This window comes from Streptococcus sp. VT 162 (genome assembly GCA_000688775.2).
Lineage (GTDB): Bacteria > Bacillota > Bacilli > Lactobacillales > Streptococcaceae > Streptococcus.
The window spans coordinates 832,978-849,877 of record CP007628.2 but is presented as its reverse complement, the minus strand read 5'-3'; the positions used below and the strand labels follow the sequence as shown (position 1 = coordinate 849,877).

General features: G+C 40.3%; 13 protein-coding genes and 1 tRNA gene. All 14 read right to left on the bottom strand.

The features are described 5' to 3' along the window. Positions 1–95 precede the first annotated feature (95 nt). Entirely contained in the window at positions 96–1,214 is a 1,119-nt protein-coding gene (locus tag V470_04075; GenBank protein AHZ47614.2) for a hypothetical protein, read from the bottom strand. Between the two features lie 12 nt (positions 1,215–1,226). Beyond that, positions 1,227–2,720 (bottom strand): DNA methyltransferase, encoded by a 1,494-nt coding sequence (locus V470_04070; protein ID AHZ47613.1) that lies wholly within the window; start codon positions 2,718–2,720, stop codon positions 1,227–1,229. Between the two features lie 148 nt (positions 2,721–2,868). Further along, positions 2,869–3,795, bottom strand: a complete 927-nt coding sequence (locus V470_04065) for a riboflavin biosynthesis protein RibF (protein ID AHZ47612.1) — start codon at positions 3,793–3,795, stop codon at positions 2,869–2,871. A gap of 143 nt (positions 3,796–3,938) precedes the next feature. Continuing rightward, positions 3,939–7,478, bottom strand: coding sequence for a chromosome segregation protein SMC (locus V470_04060; protein AHZ47611.1), 3,540 nt, complete (start codon positions 7,476–7,478; stop codon positions 3,939–3,941). Beyond that, positions 7,469–8,167 carry a ribonuclease III gene (locus tag V470_04055; GenBank protein AHZ47610.1) on the bottom strand — a complete coding sequence of 233 codons (699 nt, stop codon included), beginning with the start codon at positions 8,165–8,167 and terminating at the stop codon, positions 7,469–7,471. Before V470_04055 ends, V470_04060 begins: the two co-directional genes overlap by 10 nt. A gap of 172 nt (positions 8,168–8,339) precedes the next feature. Further along, positions 8,340–8,411: transfer RNA gene (locus tag V470_04050), tRNA-Arg, on the bottom strand. A gap of 67 nt (positions 8,412–8,478) precedes the next feature. Further along, the gene (locus tag V470_04045) at positions 8,479–9,465 is read right to left on the bottom strand and encodes a guanosine 5'-monophosphate oxidoreductase (protein ID AHZ47609.1); all 987 of its coding nucleotides are present in this window, start codon (positions 9,463–9,465) and stop codon (positions 8,479–8,481) included. A 173-nt stretch (positions 9,466–9,638) separates the two neighbouring features. Continuing rightward, complete coding sequence (locus V470_04040; GenBank protein ID AHZ47608.1) at positions 9,639–10,943, bottom strand: 3-isopropylmalate dehydrogenase; 1,305 nt, start codon at positions 10,941–10,943, stop codon at positions 9,639–9,641. Next, a complete protein-coding gene (locus V470_04035) occupies positions 10,930–12,645 on the bottom strand; it encodes an endonuclease (protein ID AHZ47607.1) in 1,716 nt (571 codons plus the stop codon). Before V470_04035 ends, V470_04040 begins: the two co-directional genes overlap by 14 nt. A gap of 155 nt (positions 12,646–12,800) precedes the next feature. Further along, a complete protein-coding gene (locus tag V470_04030) occupies positions 12,801–13,580 on the bottom strand; it encodes a translation factor (SUA5) (protein ID AHZ47606.1) in 780 nt (259 codons plus the stop codon). A gap of 26 nt (positions 13,581–13,606) precedes the next feature. After that, a complete protein-coding gene (locus tag V470_04025) occupies positions 13,607–14,200 on the bottom strand; it encodes an isopropylmalate isomerase (protein ID AHZ47605.1) in 594 nt (197 codons plus the stop codon). Positions 14,201–14,209: 9 nt separating this feature from the next. Next, on the bottom strand, positions 14,210–15,592 hold the full coding sequence (locus V470_04020; protein ID AHZ47604.1) for an isopropylmalate isomerase: 1,383 nt from the start codon (positions 15,590–15,592) through the stop codon (positions 14,210–14,212). Positions 15,593–15,595: 3 nt separating this feature from the next. Then, complete coding sequence (locus tag V470_04015; protein AHZ47603.1) at positions 15,596–15,865, bottom strand: membrane protein; 270 nt, start codon at positions 15,863–15,865, stop codon at positions 15,596–15,598. Then, the gene (locus V470_04010; protein ID AHZ47602.1) at positions 15,862–16,899 is read right to left on the bottom strand and encodes a 3-isopropylmalate dehydrogenase; all 1,038 of its coding nucleotides are present in this window, start codon (positions 16,897–16,899) and stop codon (positions 15,862–15,864) included. Before V470_04010 ends, V470_04015 begins: the two co-directional genes overlap by 4 nt. Position 16,900 lies beyond the last annotated feature (1 nt).

Sequence of the window (16,900 nt, the reverse complement as noted above, 5' to 3'; positions counted from 1 at the left end):
CGGTAATTACAATGATAGTGTAAAACTGCTATCTCATCTCAAATCTTAACCGAAATACTCCTGCATGAGAGATTTCTTCAAAGTTTCAAGTTCTTCTAGTGATTTTTGAATTGCCAATTGTGATTTGTCGACTTGAGCCACAAAGTCTGCGAAAATTGTGATTTGTCGACTTGAGCCACAAAGTCTGCGAATTCGTTTTGGAGGGAAAGAGGTGGGAGGGGAATTTTTGTCTTCCTAATTTCTCCTAAGTGTAAATTAGGAACACCTACTCCTTTTATCTTTGACTCAAACTGCCATTTTGTAAAGTCTGAATTAATTGCATATAAAAGATAAGTTGGATTATTTCCATCATAAAATCGCAAAATAGCTAAACTAACATAAATATCAAAAATCTCATCACAATCCACTAGTGCTGCTATTCCTGTAGTTCCATTTTTAGCAAGTAGAATATCATTTCTTCGGGGGGATATTTTTGAATATAACTCATTATGTAAAGATTCTGTGATATACTTTATATTATCCCAGGAAATTTTACCCGATGTAACATCTTTAGATGATAAAAATTTAAACCCATTCGTTCTATCATCTGTATATTGTGGAGTTTGATGTGTGCCATCCTTTATAAATTCACACAATTCTTCTAAACGGTATATAGGAAAAGTTGTATCAAAAATATCCCCAAACATCTCGTTAAATCGGGATTTGACGAGCAAGTTTAGCTCTTCTAATTGACATTTTCTTTTAGTAATAAGTCTTTTAATTATATTAAGAATACGGATAATGTTCTCTTGTTCTTCGATATGTAATAATTCTAATTTTAGATCAAGTAATATATTTTTATTTAAATGTGGAATTGTTGCACCTGTTGAATGATACCGTAAATACTGCGATTTACTCTCCAAAAAAACTCCCAAATAATCTGATATAATCTCGTCTTTGTATTGCTCATTCTTTTTTAAGACCATAATAGTGCTACCGACAGCTCCCGATAGTCCATAGCCAATTGTTCCTGCGTTAGCACCATCCCAAGCTATCAGAATATCATCTAGAAGTGCTTCAGTCATATTTAAACTTTCAGTAAATTTTAGATTATTGTCATTTCTCAAATCATCTATTTGAATATAACGTTGACTTAGAATCGTTTGTTCATTAAGTATAGTGGCTTTCTTACCTTTTTTGAGAGTTACCACTTCCCCCAACTTCACTTTTTTCATACATGCATCTCCCTACTTGAGTAATTCTTCTAACTCTGCTAAGCCTGCTTGAATTTCTTTTTCTAGATCATTAATTTTCTTTAAGATGACTTCTGTTGGTTCATACTCAACTTTTTCATACTCGATTTCTTTGTATTTATTGATCGATAAATCATAATCATTATCCTTTATCTCATCGACTGGAACAAAGAAAGACTGGTCTGTTCTCTTACGTTCTGCATCGTTGTCAAGTTGATGGAAACGTTGAATAATATCTGGAATATCATTATCACTGATCGGTTGTCGTTTATCATCCAAACTTAAACCATCTGCTTTCATATCGTAAAACCAGACCTTATCCGTTCCACCATTTCCAGTTTTTGTAAAGATGAGAATGGCAGTTGAAACTCCAGCATAAGGTTTGAAAACGCCACTTGGCATTGATATTACAGCATCTAATTTATGATTCTCAACAATTTCCTGACGAATTCCTTTATGGGCTTTAGAAGAACCAAAGAGGACACCGTCAGGTACGATAACCGCTGCACGTCCCCCTGGTTTCAATGTACGCAAGAAAAGAGCAAGGAAAAGTAATTCTGTTTTTTTTGTTTTTACAGTCGCAAGAAGATCATTTGAAGTTGAATCGTAGTCAAGTGATCCCTTAAATGGAGGATTTGCTAAAACCAAAGTGTACTTATCTGCTTCTTCATTATCTTGAGATAGTGAGTCAAGATAACTAATTTGGGGATTTTCCACTCCATGCAGCATCATGTTCATTGCACCAAGTCTCAGCATAGTTGTATCCGTATCATTTCCATGAAACATATTGTTATGAAAATGGTTGATATTATCTGGATTGGTTTCCCATTCATCTTTCTTACGCTTTAAGTAACGGCTAGCAGAGACTAAGAAACCAGCAGACCCCATAGCAGGATCTGAGATGATATCTTTGATAGTTGGTTGCATCAACTCAACCATCATATCGATGATGTGACGAGGCGTACGAAACTGTCCATTTTTACCTGCTGTTGACAATTTTGATAGTAGATATTCATAGATGTCTCCAATATCATTCACTCCCTGTGTGTCACTATCAAAATCTATATCTGAACCTCTAGTTGGAAATTCGTCTAATATAGAAATAACCTTTTGCAATGTAGCTGGTTTATTAATTTGAAAGATAGCTTCTCGCATATAACGTGAAAAAGCTGTATCGTCAGTATCACCCTTAAGATTCTTAATAAATGGAAAAATCTCCTGAGTCATTAATCGATAAACTTCCTGAGCATCTCCTATATTTTTAAAGGTTGACCAACGGTATTCAGGTTTGTCTTTTGGAAAAATTCCCTCATAAGAAATCCCTAGAAACTCAGCATCGCTTTCGCGTCCAAGTTCGACACTATCCAAATCCTTCATAAACAGAAGATAAGTCAATTGTTCAATATTTGTTAGAGGATTTGCATTTCCTTCAGTCCACAGCATTTCCCACAGCTGATCAATTTTATTTTTTAATTCGCCTGTAATCATATTAGTCTCTTTTCTTTGGTTTTTAAAATTATGAATATCACTATTTTAACAGATTTTCAATCAAGCTTCAATTATGTTTCTTTCTATTAAAATTTCTTTCAAAAATAAAAAAGCAAACACAAAATATGGTTCACTTTTTTAAACTTTTCTATTCTCCATTCTTCCAGTTTCGAGCAATCTCTTCGTCTTTCTGGAGTTGGTCTACGAGCTCTTCGATGGAGTCAAATTTGACCATATCACGGACACGATCTAGCCAGTAGACCATGACGGTCTCACCGTAAATATCATCTGAAAAGTCAAAAATGTTGACTTCAAAACGTGGCTCTTCTCCATCAAAAGTAACATTTTTCCCAACACTTGCCATTCCACGATATCTCTGACGTTGTACTTCTATATCGACTACATAAACACCGTCCGCTGGCATATAGGTTCGATCTCTTAGGACCAGATTGGCTGTTGGATAACCAATAGTACGCCCTCGTGCATTTCCATGAACGACCATTCCACGAGATGGGAGCGGAGTGCCGAGCAGATGATTGACTTCCTTTACATCTCCATCAAGAATTGCCTGACGAATCCGTGTAGAACTAATCTTTCCCTTTTCGTCTTCGACCGGAGGAACAATGATGATCTCTCCATCAAAATAATCCTTCAGGTCATCCGCAGTTTTCTTATCAGAGCCAAAAGTATAGTCAAATCCTGCTACAATAATAGCTGGTTTTAAAGCTCGAACATAGGTATCAAAGAATTCTTGACCCGTTAAACTAGCAAATTTGCTACTAAAGTCAAGTAAGAAAAGAGCCTCTACCCCATGCCATTTCATCTTGTGCTCTCGTTCCTCGTGATTGACGATATGGAGCATAAGCTCAGGTTGGTAAGGTTGCAAGGCAAGTTTTGGCGACTCTGTAAAGGTCATTACGACAACCGGCAGATAATCCTTCATAGAAGCCTTACTGGCCACTTCAAAAAGTTTCTGATGTCCCTTGTGGATGCCATCAAAATAACCTAGTACAAGGACTGTTTTCCCTGGTACTGCAATATCTTTTTCGTTCTTAATAGGTACTGTTGTAATCATGAAACTATTATATCATAGAGAAAGTCTTTTCGCTAAGAGGAAATCCCAAATGTCGTTTTTTGCGCCTGAACTGACCGTAAGAGAAAATTTAGGGCTTTAGTTTTAAAAAATAGCACCTCCTAAGAGATGCTATCGTTTGGTAACTAGTTTACTGTTTCTTCCAAGTCTTTTAACTTAACCGAAACAATCTTGGACACACCTGATTCTTGCATGGTAACTCCATAGATAGAGTCTGCTGCCGCCATCGTTCCCTTACGGTGGGTCACGACGATAAACTGACTATCCTTATCAAAGCGGTTGAGATAATCCCCAAAACGTTTGACATTGGCTTCGTCTAGTGCCGCCTCTACCTCATCCAAGATAACAAAAGGAATGGTCTTAACTCGGATAATGGAGAAGAGCAGAGCCAGAGCAGATAGGGCTTTTTCACCACCACTCATGAGGTTGAGAGACTGGATTTTCTTACCTGGTGGTTGAACAGAAATCTCCACACCAGCTGTTAAAAGATCGCCCTCAGTTAATATCAAGTCTGCCTGACCTCCACCAAACATCTGTCTAAAGGTCACTTTAAAGGACTCACGAATCGCCTCAAAAGTTGATTTAAAGCGTTCCTTAACCTCATCATTCATCTCTGTGATGGTCTCAAGGAGCAGGTTTTTCGCAGACAAAATATCATCTCGTTGGCTATTTAGGAAATCCAAACGATTGTGGACTTCTTCGTACTGTTCAATAGCATCCAAATTGACTGGACCGAGTGAGCGAATAGCCTTCTCAAGATCTTTAACCTCTTGCTCCGCCAGAGTGAGATTTTCCAGTTCATGAGCCTTTTCTAGAGCCTCTGTGTAGCTGATCTGGTACTGGTCAGTTAATTGAGCTTGTAGATAGCGCAAGCGTTCGCTGACCTTTTCTTTCTTGGCTTCAGCACGTGTTTGTTTGCGAATCCACTCTTCATTCTGCTGACGAGCCTGATCCAAATGGCTGGCAATATCATCCAGCTGGCCTTCGATATCATCCAACTCAAACTGCTTGCGTATCAAACCTTGTTGGAGGTTTGTTTTCTGAGTTTTGGCCTCTTCCACCTGCTGACTGAGCAAATCCGTATCCACTTTCTCAAGATTATCAACCTTTTCTTGGAGAAGGCGCTGGATTTCCTCTTGTTCGAGATTGAGGTTATCCAATTCCTTACCTAGGCGTTCAATATCAGTCACTTCATACCGCTTTTGTCCTTGCAGTTCTGACTTAAGCAAGCGTGCTTGCGCTACTTGTTCCTGCAAGTTTTGATAACGTTCTTGAATAGCGTTTTTATTAGACTTAATCTCTTCAATCTCAGCTTCCAGATTTTGCTTTTCACTGGCGATAGTAGCGAGGCGCTCTTGGCATTTTTCCTTGTCCGCTTGCCAATCTCCTTCAGATAGGCGATTTAATTCCTCTTCTTGAAGTTTCCAAAGCGTTTCCAGTTCTTCGACCTGCTGATTGGTTTGTTGATAAGCTAGGTACAAGCCTTGCTCCTGAATACGAGCTTGCTCACCCTGAGATTTGATAGCTTCTAATCTTTCTGTTAATACCGCCATCTCATCTTGCAAGGTCTTCAAACTGGCTTCTTCTGACCGCAAGTCAGCTTCTTCTTCAGCAATTTCTTTTTGTAATTGTTCCAGCTCTGGCTTGATGAAGATGCTGTTATTTTGACGATTGGCACCACCTGCGTAGGAACCACCTGTACGCAATTCGGTACCATCAAGCGTCACCATGCGAACCTGATAGCGAACTTGACGAGCTGCGGCACGCGCATGTTCTACAGTATCAAAGATAGCCGTCGTAGCAAGCAAGTTTTTGAAAATGGCTTCTAGTCTCTTATCAAACGACACCAACTCATCTGCCATGCCCAGAAATCCTGGACTTGCTGCGATAGCATCTTGATTCTGACTAGAAATCGTACGCGCTTTGATTGTTGTCAATGGAAGGAAGGTCGCACGACCAGCTCTGTTGCGTTTGAGGAAATCAATCGCCTTGGTTGCCGCGTTTTCATCTTCTACGATAATATGCTGACTGCTAGCTCCAAGTGCAATCTCCAAAGCAGTTTGATAATGCACATCAAAGGTCAAGTGTTCACTGACTGCACCAATGATCCCACCAAGACGGTCTTTTTCTTGAAGAACACTCTTAACACCCGCATAAAAGTTGCTATGATTTCTTAGGATGTTTTCCAAACTCTGGGCTCTAGCCTGCTTATTTTTGAGACTGTCTAGACGGTCAAAGAGTTGGCTCTGCTGGGCTTGGAAAGAAACTTTCTGCTCCTCTTGCTCCTTGGCACTAGCTTGGTAGTCAGCCAATAATTTCTGAACCTGCACCTTGGCAGTTTCAAGTTTAGCCTGTTGTTGACTGGCCTTATCTTTAGCTGTAGCCAGTTGTTCTTTCAATTTCTCAAGTTGATCTGCTTGTTTTTGAGATAACTGACGGCTGTTCTCTAGTTCATTCTCGATGCGGGTCAACTGGTTTGAGACATCCGCTTCTTCTTGTAAAAGCGCCACAAAACGTTCACGCAGGAGCTCGATCATTTGGTCAGGATCATCTGAAAAAGCCAGCAATTCCGCTTCTAGGCGATTGAGTTCCTTGTTATTTTCAACTAGACTTTCCTCTAACTGTTCCAGATTCTCTTCTTTTTCAGCCTTTTCCTTACTTAGAGCCTTTCTCTTATCTTCCAGAGTCGCCAAACGGGCTTGCGCTTCTTGTTGATTAAGGGCAACTTGCTCGGATTCCAGTTTGGATAGGGTTAGTTTTCGCTCTAAGTCACTGATCAAACTAGTCAAATCCATCAAGCTTCCTTGATCCTTGGCCATTTGAGCTTGGAGATCCTGACGTTTCTTTTTAAGGCTTTGATTTTCCTCTTCTAACTCTTCACGCTTTTGGTAATAGCTAGTCAAAAGTTCCTGAACCTGCGTTAGCTCTTCTTCTGTTAACTCTAGTTCAGTCTTGTTTTCCTTGATTTGAGCAACCAGTACATCCAAGTAAATAGCCTTGCGTTGACCATCCAAGTCGAGAAACTTGCGAGCATTCTCGGCTTGTTTTGCAAGGGGCTTGATTTGATTGTCCAACTCATAGATAATGTCCTCTAAGCGGTCGAGATTGTCCTGAGTTTGTTGCAGTTTGCTTTCTGTTTCTTTTCGACGAGTCTTGTATTTTAAAACTCCAGCAGCCTCTTCAAAAATAGCTCGGCGTTCCTCTGGCTTGGAATTAAAAATCTCCTCAACCTTCCCTTGAGAGATGATGGAGAAGGAATCCCGTCCCAAACCTGTATCCAAGAAGAGGTCATGAATATCACGCAAGCGCACTTTCTTGCCATCAATTCGATACTCGCTATCTCCACTACGATAGATATGGCGTTCTACCTTAATGACTTGCCCTGCATCCTTGATGAAGCCATCTTCATTGTCCAAGGTCACGATAACAGAGGCATAATTGAGTGGTTTGCGGCTTTCAGTTCCAGCAAAGATAACGTCGGGCATCTTGCCTCCACGAAGACTCTTGACACTAGACTCTCCCAAGGCCCATCGCAAACTTTCTGTGATATTTGACTTCCCAGAACCATTGGGCCCAACGACAGCTGTCACACCTTGGTCAAAGACGACCTTGGTCTTGTCAGCAAAGGACTTGAATCCCTGAATCTCAATCTCCTTTAAATACATGAATCCAGCCCTTTCTCAACTGCATTTTTGGCGGCCTCTTGTTCTGCCAATTTTTTAGAACGGCCTTGACCTTTTCCGATACTCTTGCCCTCAACCAGAACTTCTACATCAAAAACCTTATCATGGGCAGGTCCCGTTTCAGAGGTCACCTGGTAACGAATATCGACATCTCCATTGACCTGGAGCAGTTCTTGCAGGTGTGTCTTGTAATCCTTAATCATTTCAAAGTCACCTGCTTCAACCTTGGGAATCATGACCTGATAGATGAACTCTTTTACTCTAGCAACATCCTTGTCCAAAAGCAATGCTCCCAAAAAGGCTTCAAATGCATCTCCAAGAATGGTGTCACGATTGCGCCCACCAGACTTTTCTTCCCCTTTTCCTAGCTTGATAAACTGATCAAACTGGCAATCACGCGCAAAACCAGCCAAACTCTCCTCACGGACAATCATAGCACGGAGTTTAGACAAATCTCCCTCTGGTTTCTTAGGATATTTTTTATACAGATATTCTGAAATCAATAATTGCAGAACAGCGTCTCCTAAAAATTCCAAGCGCTCATTGTGTGAAATTTTTAAGAGGCGGTGCTCATTGGCATAACTCGTATGAGTAAAGGCCGTTTCCAGTAAGTTTTTGTCTGCAAATTCGATTGCAAAACGCTTCTTTAGTACAGTTTGTAATTCTTTCATACCAACCTCTTTCTAACTGATAACAGTCCTTCTTATTATATCAAAAAAAGCCCCCTGAGTCACTTTAAAACAGGACTAGAGGGAAATTGAGCATTTTTTAGAAGACAATTTTCAATTTTAGGGACAGTATAAAGAAAAAAGCCTTATTTAAGGCTTTCTTAGGCTATTTACATCCACCCTGAGGGAATCGAACCCCCATCTCAAGAACCGGAATCTTACGTGATATCCATTACACTAAGGGTGGAAACTTGTCTTATTATAACAGAAATTTGCTCTAATAACAAGTTTTTTATGGGTGGACTAAGTGTCTCTTAGTGAGATGCATCCCCGTTCCAGATAGAGTTTTTCACGATAACATAATCAACGTGTTTGAGGTCAGCAACCTTGCGTCCACCTGCGTAGGAAATAGCACTTTGCAAGTCCTGCTCCATCTCAGTAAGGGTGTCTTGCAAATGCCCTTTAGCAGGCAGTAAGATGCGCTTACCTTCCACATTTTTATAGGCTCCTTTTTGATATTGAGAAGCTGAACCATAGTATTCTTTGAACTGTTCCCCATCGACTTCAATCGTCTTTCCTGGGCTTTCGATATGTCCTGCAAAGAGGGAACCAATCATAACCATACTAGCACCGAAACGGATAGACTTAGCAATATCACCATGAGTACGAATCCCACCATCAGCAATGATCGGTTTGCGAGCTGCCTTAGCACACCAGCGAAGTGCTGCCAACTGCCAACCACCTGTACCAAAACCAGTCTTGACCTTGGTGATACAAACCTTACCAGGACCGATTCCAACCTTTGTTGCATCCGCACCAGCATTTTCCAGTTCACGCACAGCTTCTGGTGTTCCCACATTCCCAGCAATGACAAAAGTATCTGGTAATTCTTTCTTGATGTGTTGAATCATAGAAATCACACTATCCGCATGACCATGAGCAATATCAATCGTAATATACTCAGGAGCATCAGCCTTGAGTCGGCTAACAAAATCATACTCGTAATCCTTGACACCGACTGAAATGGAAGCAATGAGCCCTTGATCGTGCATGCGTTTGATAAAAGGAATGCGCCCAGCCTCATCAAAACGATGCATAATGTAAAAGTAACCGCCTTTAGCAAGTTGCTCTGCTACGTTCTCATCCAAAATCGTCTGCATATTTGCTGGTACAACAGGTAGTTTGAAAGTGTGATTTCCAAGTGTGACACTCGTGTCTGCTTCTGCACGGCTTTTAATGACACATTTATTTGGGATCAACTGAATATCTTCGTAATCAAAAATTGGAAATTCATTTAACATATCGATGTCTCGTTTCTTTTGTAATGACCTACCTATGCTTGCGCATCTCTACGCCTTTTTCCGACGTTTCCTTGATTAATTATAAACCAAAGTACAGTTTTTGTCAAATATTTTTAATAATCAAACTATATTGTTCGGAAATTGCTTATATAAATATCAAAAAAGTGAAGAGATTATTTTCTCCCCACTTCTTCATCAATAATCGCTTTAAAAATTTCTGCGGAGTTTTCCATCATTTTACAAAATGCACTATAGGATGAGGCATTCTGAGGGATTTGGATAGACCACTTCTTCAATTGAGATCCATAGCCAGCTAGTTTTCCTATTTCACTATTTACTGACTGCTCCATACTAGGAAAAATCAGTCCAGCTTTCTCAGATTTTAAGATATAAGAATAGGAGATCAATTGGAACAAGTCCTCACGGTTAATCCCTTTTTCAGTGAACTCCAGTTTCTTATATTTTGCATCTAGAACAATCTTTCGTTCTCTGTCATAAAAATCTGGATATACCTTTCGTTTCCCAACAGAAAATACTGAAATTCCGTCCGTCTTATCTTTATTTCGTGGATGGATGAAACCTTTTGGCAACAAGCTGTGAACATACTCTTCCCAAAGCCAGGCAACATCAAAGAGAATACCATGTACCCTTTGAGATTGAGGGCCAAGACCATGCTTTTCTCTACTCAGAATCATCAAGCAGAGTTCCTGTAACTTTCTGTACTCTCTGAAGTAGGCGTGTCGGATGGGTTTGATTTTATTCATTCTGATAATCTTAGCACGATCAGCTAGTTTATAAGCTGGAGTTGCACGAGTAATTTCAGTTATATTTTCACGATTACTATCAAGTAGTGCTCCAAAACTTTTTTGAATCTTTATGTACTCAATCGTATGCCGAATCAACTGCATGAGTGGATTATCATAGGTAAACTCTCTTGTTGTATAGGCAATATTTCCCGTAAAAGGAAGATTTTTCTTAAGATGATTTCCTACATCAACGGCTCCCTTTACATGACTGTCGTTATGAGAAAATCTCTGGTATTCCTTATAAAGACCTTTTCTGAGAGCAGCTTGTAAATACTTGGGAAAGAGGTAAATCAAAAGCTGATAGAGTTTATCCTCTAGAGATAGACCGACATCCAAACTAGTCAGATTGATATTGAGAACCTTTTGTAAGAGATAATGCAAAAAATGGTCGTTACTTTCATCAGAAAAACGAGAGGCAATCGTTAATCTTTCCTGACCATATCCAAGAAAACCAATCACGTTTCCTGTCTTGATTTCCTGATTAACTGTTTCCAAAATCTTTTGGTCCTTATCTAAATCAAGAGAATTTATCAAATCATTCGGGAAAATAAAGATACGGTCCTCTCGAGAAAGGTTATCCAGTGTTCTATCAAGAAGCGCTTGACTTAGTTTGGGATATTCTGCTACAAAGTCTTCTTTAGCAATTTTATGCTGATTATCAGTTATACGCATCATTATCACCAGTATCTTGCTGAACTGTTTGCTCGTTATTTGTCAGATCAAATGCTTTTTTCAATGTATCCAGAGTTTCGGCCTCCTCATAAGAACCACGTAAGTAATCTTCCAATAGAGGTTTGAGGTAATCAGACCAGAGTAACTCATAGTCAAAATCCACATCCTGCAACTTAAGGAAATAACTTGGTCCGATATGATAATGACTATTTAGCTCTTGAACGTTTTCGATAGCAGCATTCAAGTTTCTTAGACGAGTTTTTGCTTCTTCGGCTTTATCACCAAGCACGTCATCAAGCATACCAACTTGACTCTCGGCAGTAACTTCAACAAAACGGAAACGACGACGCATAGCAAAATCAAAGGTATCTACTGAACGGTCAATATCATTCATTGTTCCGATGATGTAGACATTCTCAGGAATATAAAACTTGTCATCAGTCTCATGTAAATTAGCATATTGGGTAGAAACACTTCCCTTTTCACCACGATAACCAGGGTCAATAGAGAAAAAGAGTTCACCAAAAATCTTTGAAATCTCTCCACGATTGATTTCATCGATGATGAAGACGAATTTCTTATCAGTATCAATTTCTGTTGGGGAAACATAGTCTTTCAAACCAAATCTCTTTCTCAATGTTTCTAGGACTTTTTTTCCTTGATTACGATAATAAGGCTGTTTCAGATATTTTTCATCTTTATAGAGTTCATAAACATAAGATTTTGTTAAGCAAGTTCCTTGGGCTTTAGTTTCATAATTGATATTAAAATTATTTCTACTATTTACTGTGAGATAGGAAAATTCTGTCAAATATTCTTTTTCATCTCTGCTATTTACATATTCAAGATAAAGATCCCACGCTTCCTCAAAATTATCTTGGCCTCCAGTTTTCTGAGCTTCTTTAGCCTTCTGGCAAAACTTCTTAAAAATACCATCTTCTAGCTTAAACTCGATAGCTCCATCACCATTTGATACAGGTCTCAACCCCTCTACAAAATCAGTATAATCATAGGATGGATGAAATTGTACAAATCCGATTTGGTCTTCGTTGCCACCCGTTAATTCTTTAGCAATTTCTTTAGCAAGATAAGTTTTTCCTGTGCCAGGTGCACCACGGAGGATGAGGTTTTTGGATTTTTTTAATATACCACTATAATTAAATAAAAAATCATTCCTTAACATAGTTTCACTTTCTAATTTTTTATACTTTTTCCAATTAGGATGATTCAAAAAATAGTCATAGTCTTGAATTATGATTTCATCACTTGCTGCAAATTTTATTAACTGGTTAGTCTCTTTAGTTCGATACTTAATATCTGATGGAAACCATATTGTTTCTTGCCCCGTAAAGAAAAACCACTCCCTCTCTATATACTCTTTTTTCCAAGCAACAATAATGGTATGCCCATCATCTAAAACCTCTTTAACAGTCGCCATTCCACGAATTTTCATCACAGAAACCTTTAAATCATCTTTCTTTACAAAAGGTAAATTCTTCTTTTTGACATATGTAGATTTAGCAAATAAAACGTCACCTGGTTTAATTTTATTAAACAACTTTAACATTCTTTGATACTGTTTATTTTCCTCGTTATTATGCCATCCTAATTCCCACTTTCCTTCTTTCATAAAATATTCAAGATAATCATCATCACCAAATTTTGTACCAACAAAAAAATAGTTATTTTGCTCACTGTTCATTTGAATACTCCTTTAATTTACTTTCACAAGTAAGTTCTATTAATATATAGTTCATCTATAGCATATCATATCCTATAGAAAAAGAAAAGAACTTCTAAAAAAAGCCCAGCGTTAGGAGCTTCAATGACTCTTAACACTAGACTTCTTTTTTTATCTTAGTAATACTCTCCCTGACGGTAGTCCCATGAGTTAAAGGTATCTGACAAATGCATCATGATTTTATCAATGTCAAGCCCTTTGCGGATAACAACTGGCGCTGGTGAGATTGAACGGGCTCCTCCTTGTTCTGGGATGAGTTTTCCGTCTTTATCGACCATAGACACCATCACACCTTGCTCGTAGCGAGTTTCGATTGTTTTGTCCGGTTGGATGGATGCCACATAGTCGTCTGCTTCGATGACAAGGTCCACTGCTCCTTCGATACGTTCTCCGATTCCTTCTACCTTACCACGATTTCCTTTTCCAGATGGGTTGGCTGATGAGGCATAGACCATTTTACCTTCTTCCCAAAGTTTAGCAGCCAATTGTTCACCAGCTTTACCAAACTTGATGACAAAACAGCTAGTACCACGAACGTCTGTCATGAGCTCCTCACGGCCATCACCGTATGCTTTGAGTTTTTCAAAAGCTTCTGGTTTCCATGGAAGGATACAACCGAGGAGAATGTCTTCGTCCCAATGTTTTTGGTAGAAGGCTTCAATTTCTGGATTGAGTTGTGCTAAAGCGCGAAGCTCATCCATGCTACCACAAAGTACAACACCTGGTTTGTTACGGTTACGCTCTTTGGCTTCAAACTTGCGTTCAAGACCTGCCTTATCGCTAGTCATGATAATGTAACCAACTTTTGTAGGGCAAACAATGCACCCGCCCTCACCTTTTAAAATGTCATAGCCTTCTTGTGAAAGTGTTCCGTTCCATTGAATGTGTTTTGTCATAGTTCTATATTTCCTTTTCTATTTTTCTAATCCTGCCAGTAGGCCGGTCGTTGTTTTTCATAGGCTGCAATCAAATCTTCATACTGCAAAGTAATTCCGATATCATCCAAACCATTTAAAAGCTTGTGTTTCCATTCTCTATCAATTTCGAAAGTGAATTCTCCAACTGGTGAGATGATTTTTTGTTGTTCCAAGTCCACAGTTACCTGGTCGGTCGGTTTGAGTTGGGCTAGTTTCTCTCTAACCTCTCTAGGCTGAACAATGGGCAACATGCCATTATTGAGTTCATTATTGTAATGAATGTCCCCGAAAGATCCTGCAATCACAACCTTAAAACCATAGTCGGCTAGAGCCCAAGCTGCGTGTTCTCTCGAAGAACCTGCCCCAAAGTTATCCCCTGAGATGAGGATACTGGCTTTTCGGTATTCAGGTCGGTTAAAGACAAAGTCTGGATCCTCTGTGTAGTTATCGTCCAGATAACGCCAAGCATACATGAGGTACTTACCAAAGCCTTTCTTATCAATTAATTTGAGAAACTGCTTGGGAAGGATTTGGTCGGTGTCAATGTTATCATTCATGAGAGGAACGGTCGTTCCCGTATAAACTGTAAATTTCTCCATATCCCCTCCTTACTGGGCCTCTGGCATTTGCCGAACATCTACGAAACGCCCTGCAATAGCTGCCGCCGCTGCCATAGCTGGACTGCAGAGATGGGTTTTAGCGCCAAATCCCTGTCTATCTTCAAAGTTGCGGTTACTGGTTGAAGCACAGTGAACGCCATCAGGTACCTTGTCCGGATTCATCCCTAGGCACATAGAGCAACCTGGGTCTCGCCACTCAAAGCCAGCATCTAAGAAAACCTTATCCAAGCCCAACTTCTCCGCAGCTCGTTTGACAGGACGAGAACCTGGTACTACGATTGCTGTTAGATTGGGAGCAATCTTCTTCCCTTTGACAAATCGCGCAGCCAGCTGTAAGTCACTGAGCCGAGCATTGGTACAAGACCCGATAAAGATATAGCCTAGTTCAATGTCCTCTGGCTTTTGGCCAGGCTCCAAGTTCATGTAATGATAAGCTCGTTCATCATTCATATCCTTAATTTCTGGGAAGCTACTGTCAAAGTCAACGCCCATAGCAGGATTGGTTCCCCAGGTCACCATAGGAGCCAAGTCTGAGACATCCATCCGGATAACCTTATCATAGACAGCATCCTCATCACTGACAAGGGTTTTCCAATCAGCCACCGCCTCCTCGAAATCTTCTGGAACGCATTCCCGTCCCTTGAGATAGTCATAAGTCGTCTGATCTGGATTCATGATTCCCATCTTGGAGCCAAACTCGATGGACATATTGCAAATGGTCATTCGCTCTTCCATGGTCAGTGCATCAATCGCTTGCCCACGATATTCCACCACATAGCCTACACCACAGGCAACGCCGTACTTGGCAATTAAGGCGAGGATGTAATCCTTAGAATAAACTCCTTTTTGAGGAACACCAGTGAATTCTACCAACATTTTCTTAGGTTTAACTTGCCAGAGGGTCTGGGTAGCAAAGACATGCTCGACCTCACTGGTTCCAATCCCAAAAGCGATAGCTCCGAAAGCTCCGTGAGTAGCTGTGTGGCTATCTCCACAGACGATGAATTTTCCTGGTTGCGTCCGTCCTGTTTCTGGACCTACCATGTGAACGATTCCCTGCTTTTCAGAACCGTGAGCAGCATGTTCAATCCCAAACTCCTCAACATTTTCAGCGAGCTTATCAATTTGAGCCTTAGAAATAACATCTCGAATATCGTAGATATTGACAGTTGGTACATTGTGGTCAAAGGTTCCAAATGTCAAGTCTGGCCGTCTCAATCTGCGCCCCGCATCTCGTAATCCTTGAAAAGCTTGGGGACTGGTCACTTCATGAATATAGTGCTGATCCACATACATGAGTTGGGGTTGTCCTTCTTCTCCTGTGATGACATGGCGGTCCCATAATTTATCAAAAATCGATTTTCCTGCCATCCATTACCTCCAAATAAAATATAAGGCTACTAGTGTGGTCACCATCCCGAGAAACCAAACCGTTTTAAAATACCATTTTCTAGTCTTGTGGTGAAAGGTGATTCCTGCCAACCAGGCACCAAAACCACCACAAGTAAGGGCTAAAATGAGTAAGATTTTCTCTGGGACGCGCCAAGCACCTCTTCTTGCCTTGGATTTGTCAATGCCATAAATCAAGAAAATCAGCAAATTCCAAATCAAGAGGGCAAGCATGATTCCTTCATTTATCTTCATAATCTTTCAATGATGGCTTCTGTCATTTCCCTGGTCGAAGCCTGTCCTCCTATATCTCTTGTTAAAATGCCAGCCGCTAAACTAGCTTCAACAGCACGTTTGATACGTTCCGCATCCTCATAACGTCCAAAGCTGTCTCTCAACATCATGGCAACTGACAAAATCATAGAGATAGGATTGGCAATTCCTTGACCTGCAATATCGGGTGCTGAACCATGAATGGGTTCGTAGAGGCTTGGACCTTTTTCAGAATGACTGGCTGATGGCATGACGCCAAGTGTGCCTGATAGAACGCTTGATTCATCTGATAGAATATCTCCGAAGAGATTCTCCGTTACGATGACATCAAACTTAGCAGGATTGGTAATCATGAGCATGGCAGCTGAGTCCACCAACTGGTGTTCCAAGGTTACATCTGGGAAATCCTGAGCGACTTCCTCAGCTACTCTGCGCCAGAGTTTCGACGTTGCTAACACATTTTGCTTATCGATACTAGTAACGATTTTTCTGCGACTTCTTGCGATTTCAAATGCCTTGCGAATGATTCGCTCTACTTCCTCATAGCTGTAGTCGTTGATATCACACGCTTTGCGCTCTTCAAGGATATGATCCCCAAAGTAAATCCCACCTGTCAACTCACGCACCACGACAAAGTCTACACCAGCAATTCGTTCCGGTTTGAGAGGTGACAAATGCTTGAGACTATCAAAAATCTTAACAGGGCGAATATTGGCATAGAGATTGAGTTCCTTACGAAGAGCCAGCAAGCCTTGTTCAGGCCGAACCGATGCTCCATCATACTGAGGACTACCGATAGCCGCAAGGAGAATAGCATCTGCTTCCCTACATGCCTTAAGGGTTTCATCAGGTAAGGGATGCCCCGCAGCATCAATACCTGCACCTCCAAAGGGGCATCTATCTATCTCATAGTCAAAACCTGTTTTTGAAGCTAGAACTTCTAGAACTGCTAAACCAGCTTCCATGATTTCTGGACCTATTCCATCCCCTGCTAGAGCTACTATTTTCTTTGTCATA

Excerpts from the sequence above, each read along its gene's own strand:
- V470_04075 (AHZ47614.2), bottom strand. The coding sequence starts at position 1,214 with ATGAAAAAAGTGAAGTTGGGGGAAGTGGTAACTCTCAAAAAAGGTAAG.
- V470_04070 (AHZ47613.1), bottom strand. The coding sequence starts at position 2,720 with ATGATTACAGGCGAATTAAAAAATAAAATTGATCAGCTGTGGGAAATG.
- V470_04065 (AHZ47612.1), bottom strand. The coding sequence starts at position 3,795 with ATGATTACAACAGTACCTATTAAGAACGAAAAAGATATTGCAGTACCA.
- V470_04060 (AHZ47611.1), bottom strand. The coding sequence starts at position 7,478 with ATGTATTTAAAGGAGATTGAGATTCAGGGATTCAAGTCCTTTGCTGAC.
- V470_04055 (AHZ47610.1), bottom strand. The coding sequence starts at position 8,167 with ATGAAAGAATTACAAACTGTACTAAAGAAGCGTTTTGCAATCGAATTT.
- V470_04045 (AHZ47609.1), bottom strand. The coding sequence starts at position 9,465 with ATGTTAAATGAATTTCCAATTTTTGATTACGAAGATATTCAGTTGATC.
- V470_04040 (AHZ47608.1), bottom strand. The coding sequence starts at position 10,943 with ATGCGTATAACTGATAATCAGCATAAAATTGCTAAAGAAGACTTTGTA.
- V470_04035 (AHZ47607.1), bottom strand. The coding sequence starts at position 12,645 with ATGAACAGTGAGCAAAATAACTATTTTTTTGTTGGTACAAAATTTGGT.
- V470_04030 (AHZ47606.1), bottom strand. The coding sequence starts at position 13,580 with ATGACAAAACACATTCAATGGAACGGAACACTTTCACAAGAAGGCTAT.
- V470_04025 (AHZ47605.1), bottom strand. The coding sequence starts at position 14,200 with ATGGAGAAATTTACAGTTTATACGGGAACGACCGTTCCTCTCATGAAT.
- V470_04020 (AHZ47604.1), bottom strand. The coding sequence starts at position 15,592 with ATGGCAGGAAAATCGATTTTTGATAAATTATGGGACCGCCATGTCATC.
- V470_04015 (AHZ47603.1), bottom strand. The coding sequence starts at position 15,865 with ATGAAGATAAATGAAGGAATCATGCTTGCCCTCTTGATTTGGAATTTG.
- V470_04010 (AHZ47602.1), bottom strand. The coding sequence starts at position 16,899 with ATGACAAAGAAAATAGTAGCTCTAGCAGGGGATGGAATAGGTCCAGAA.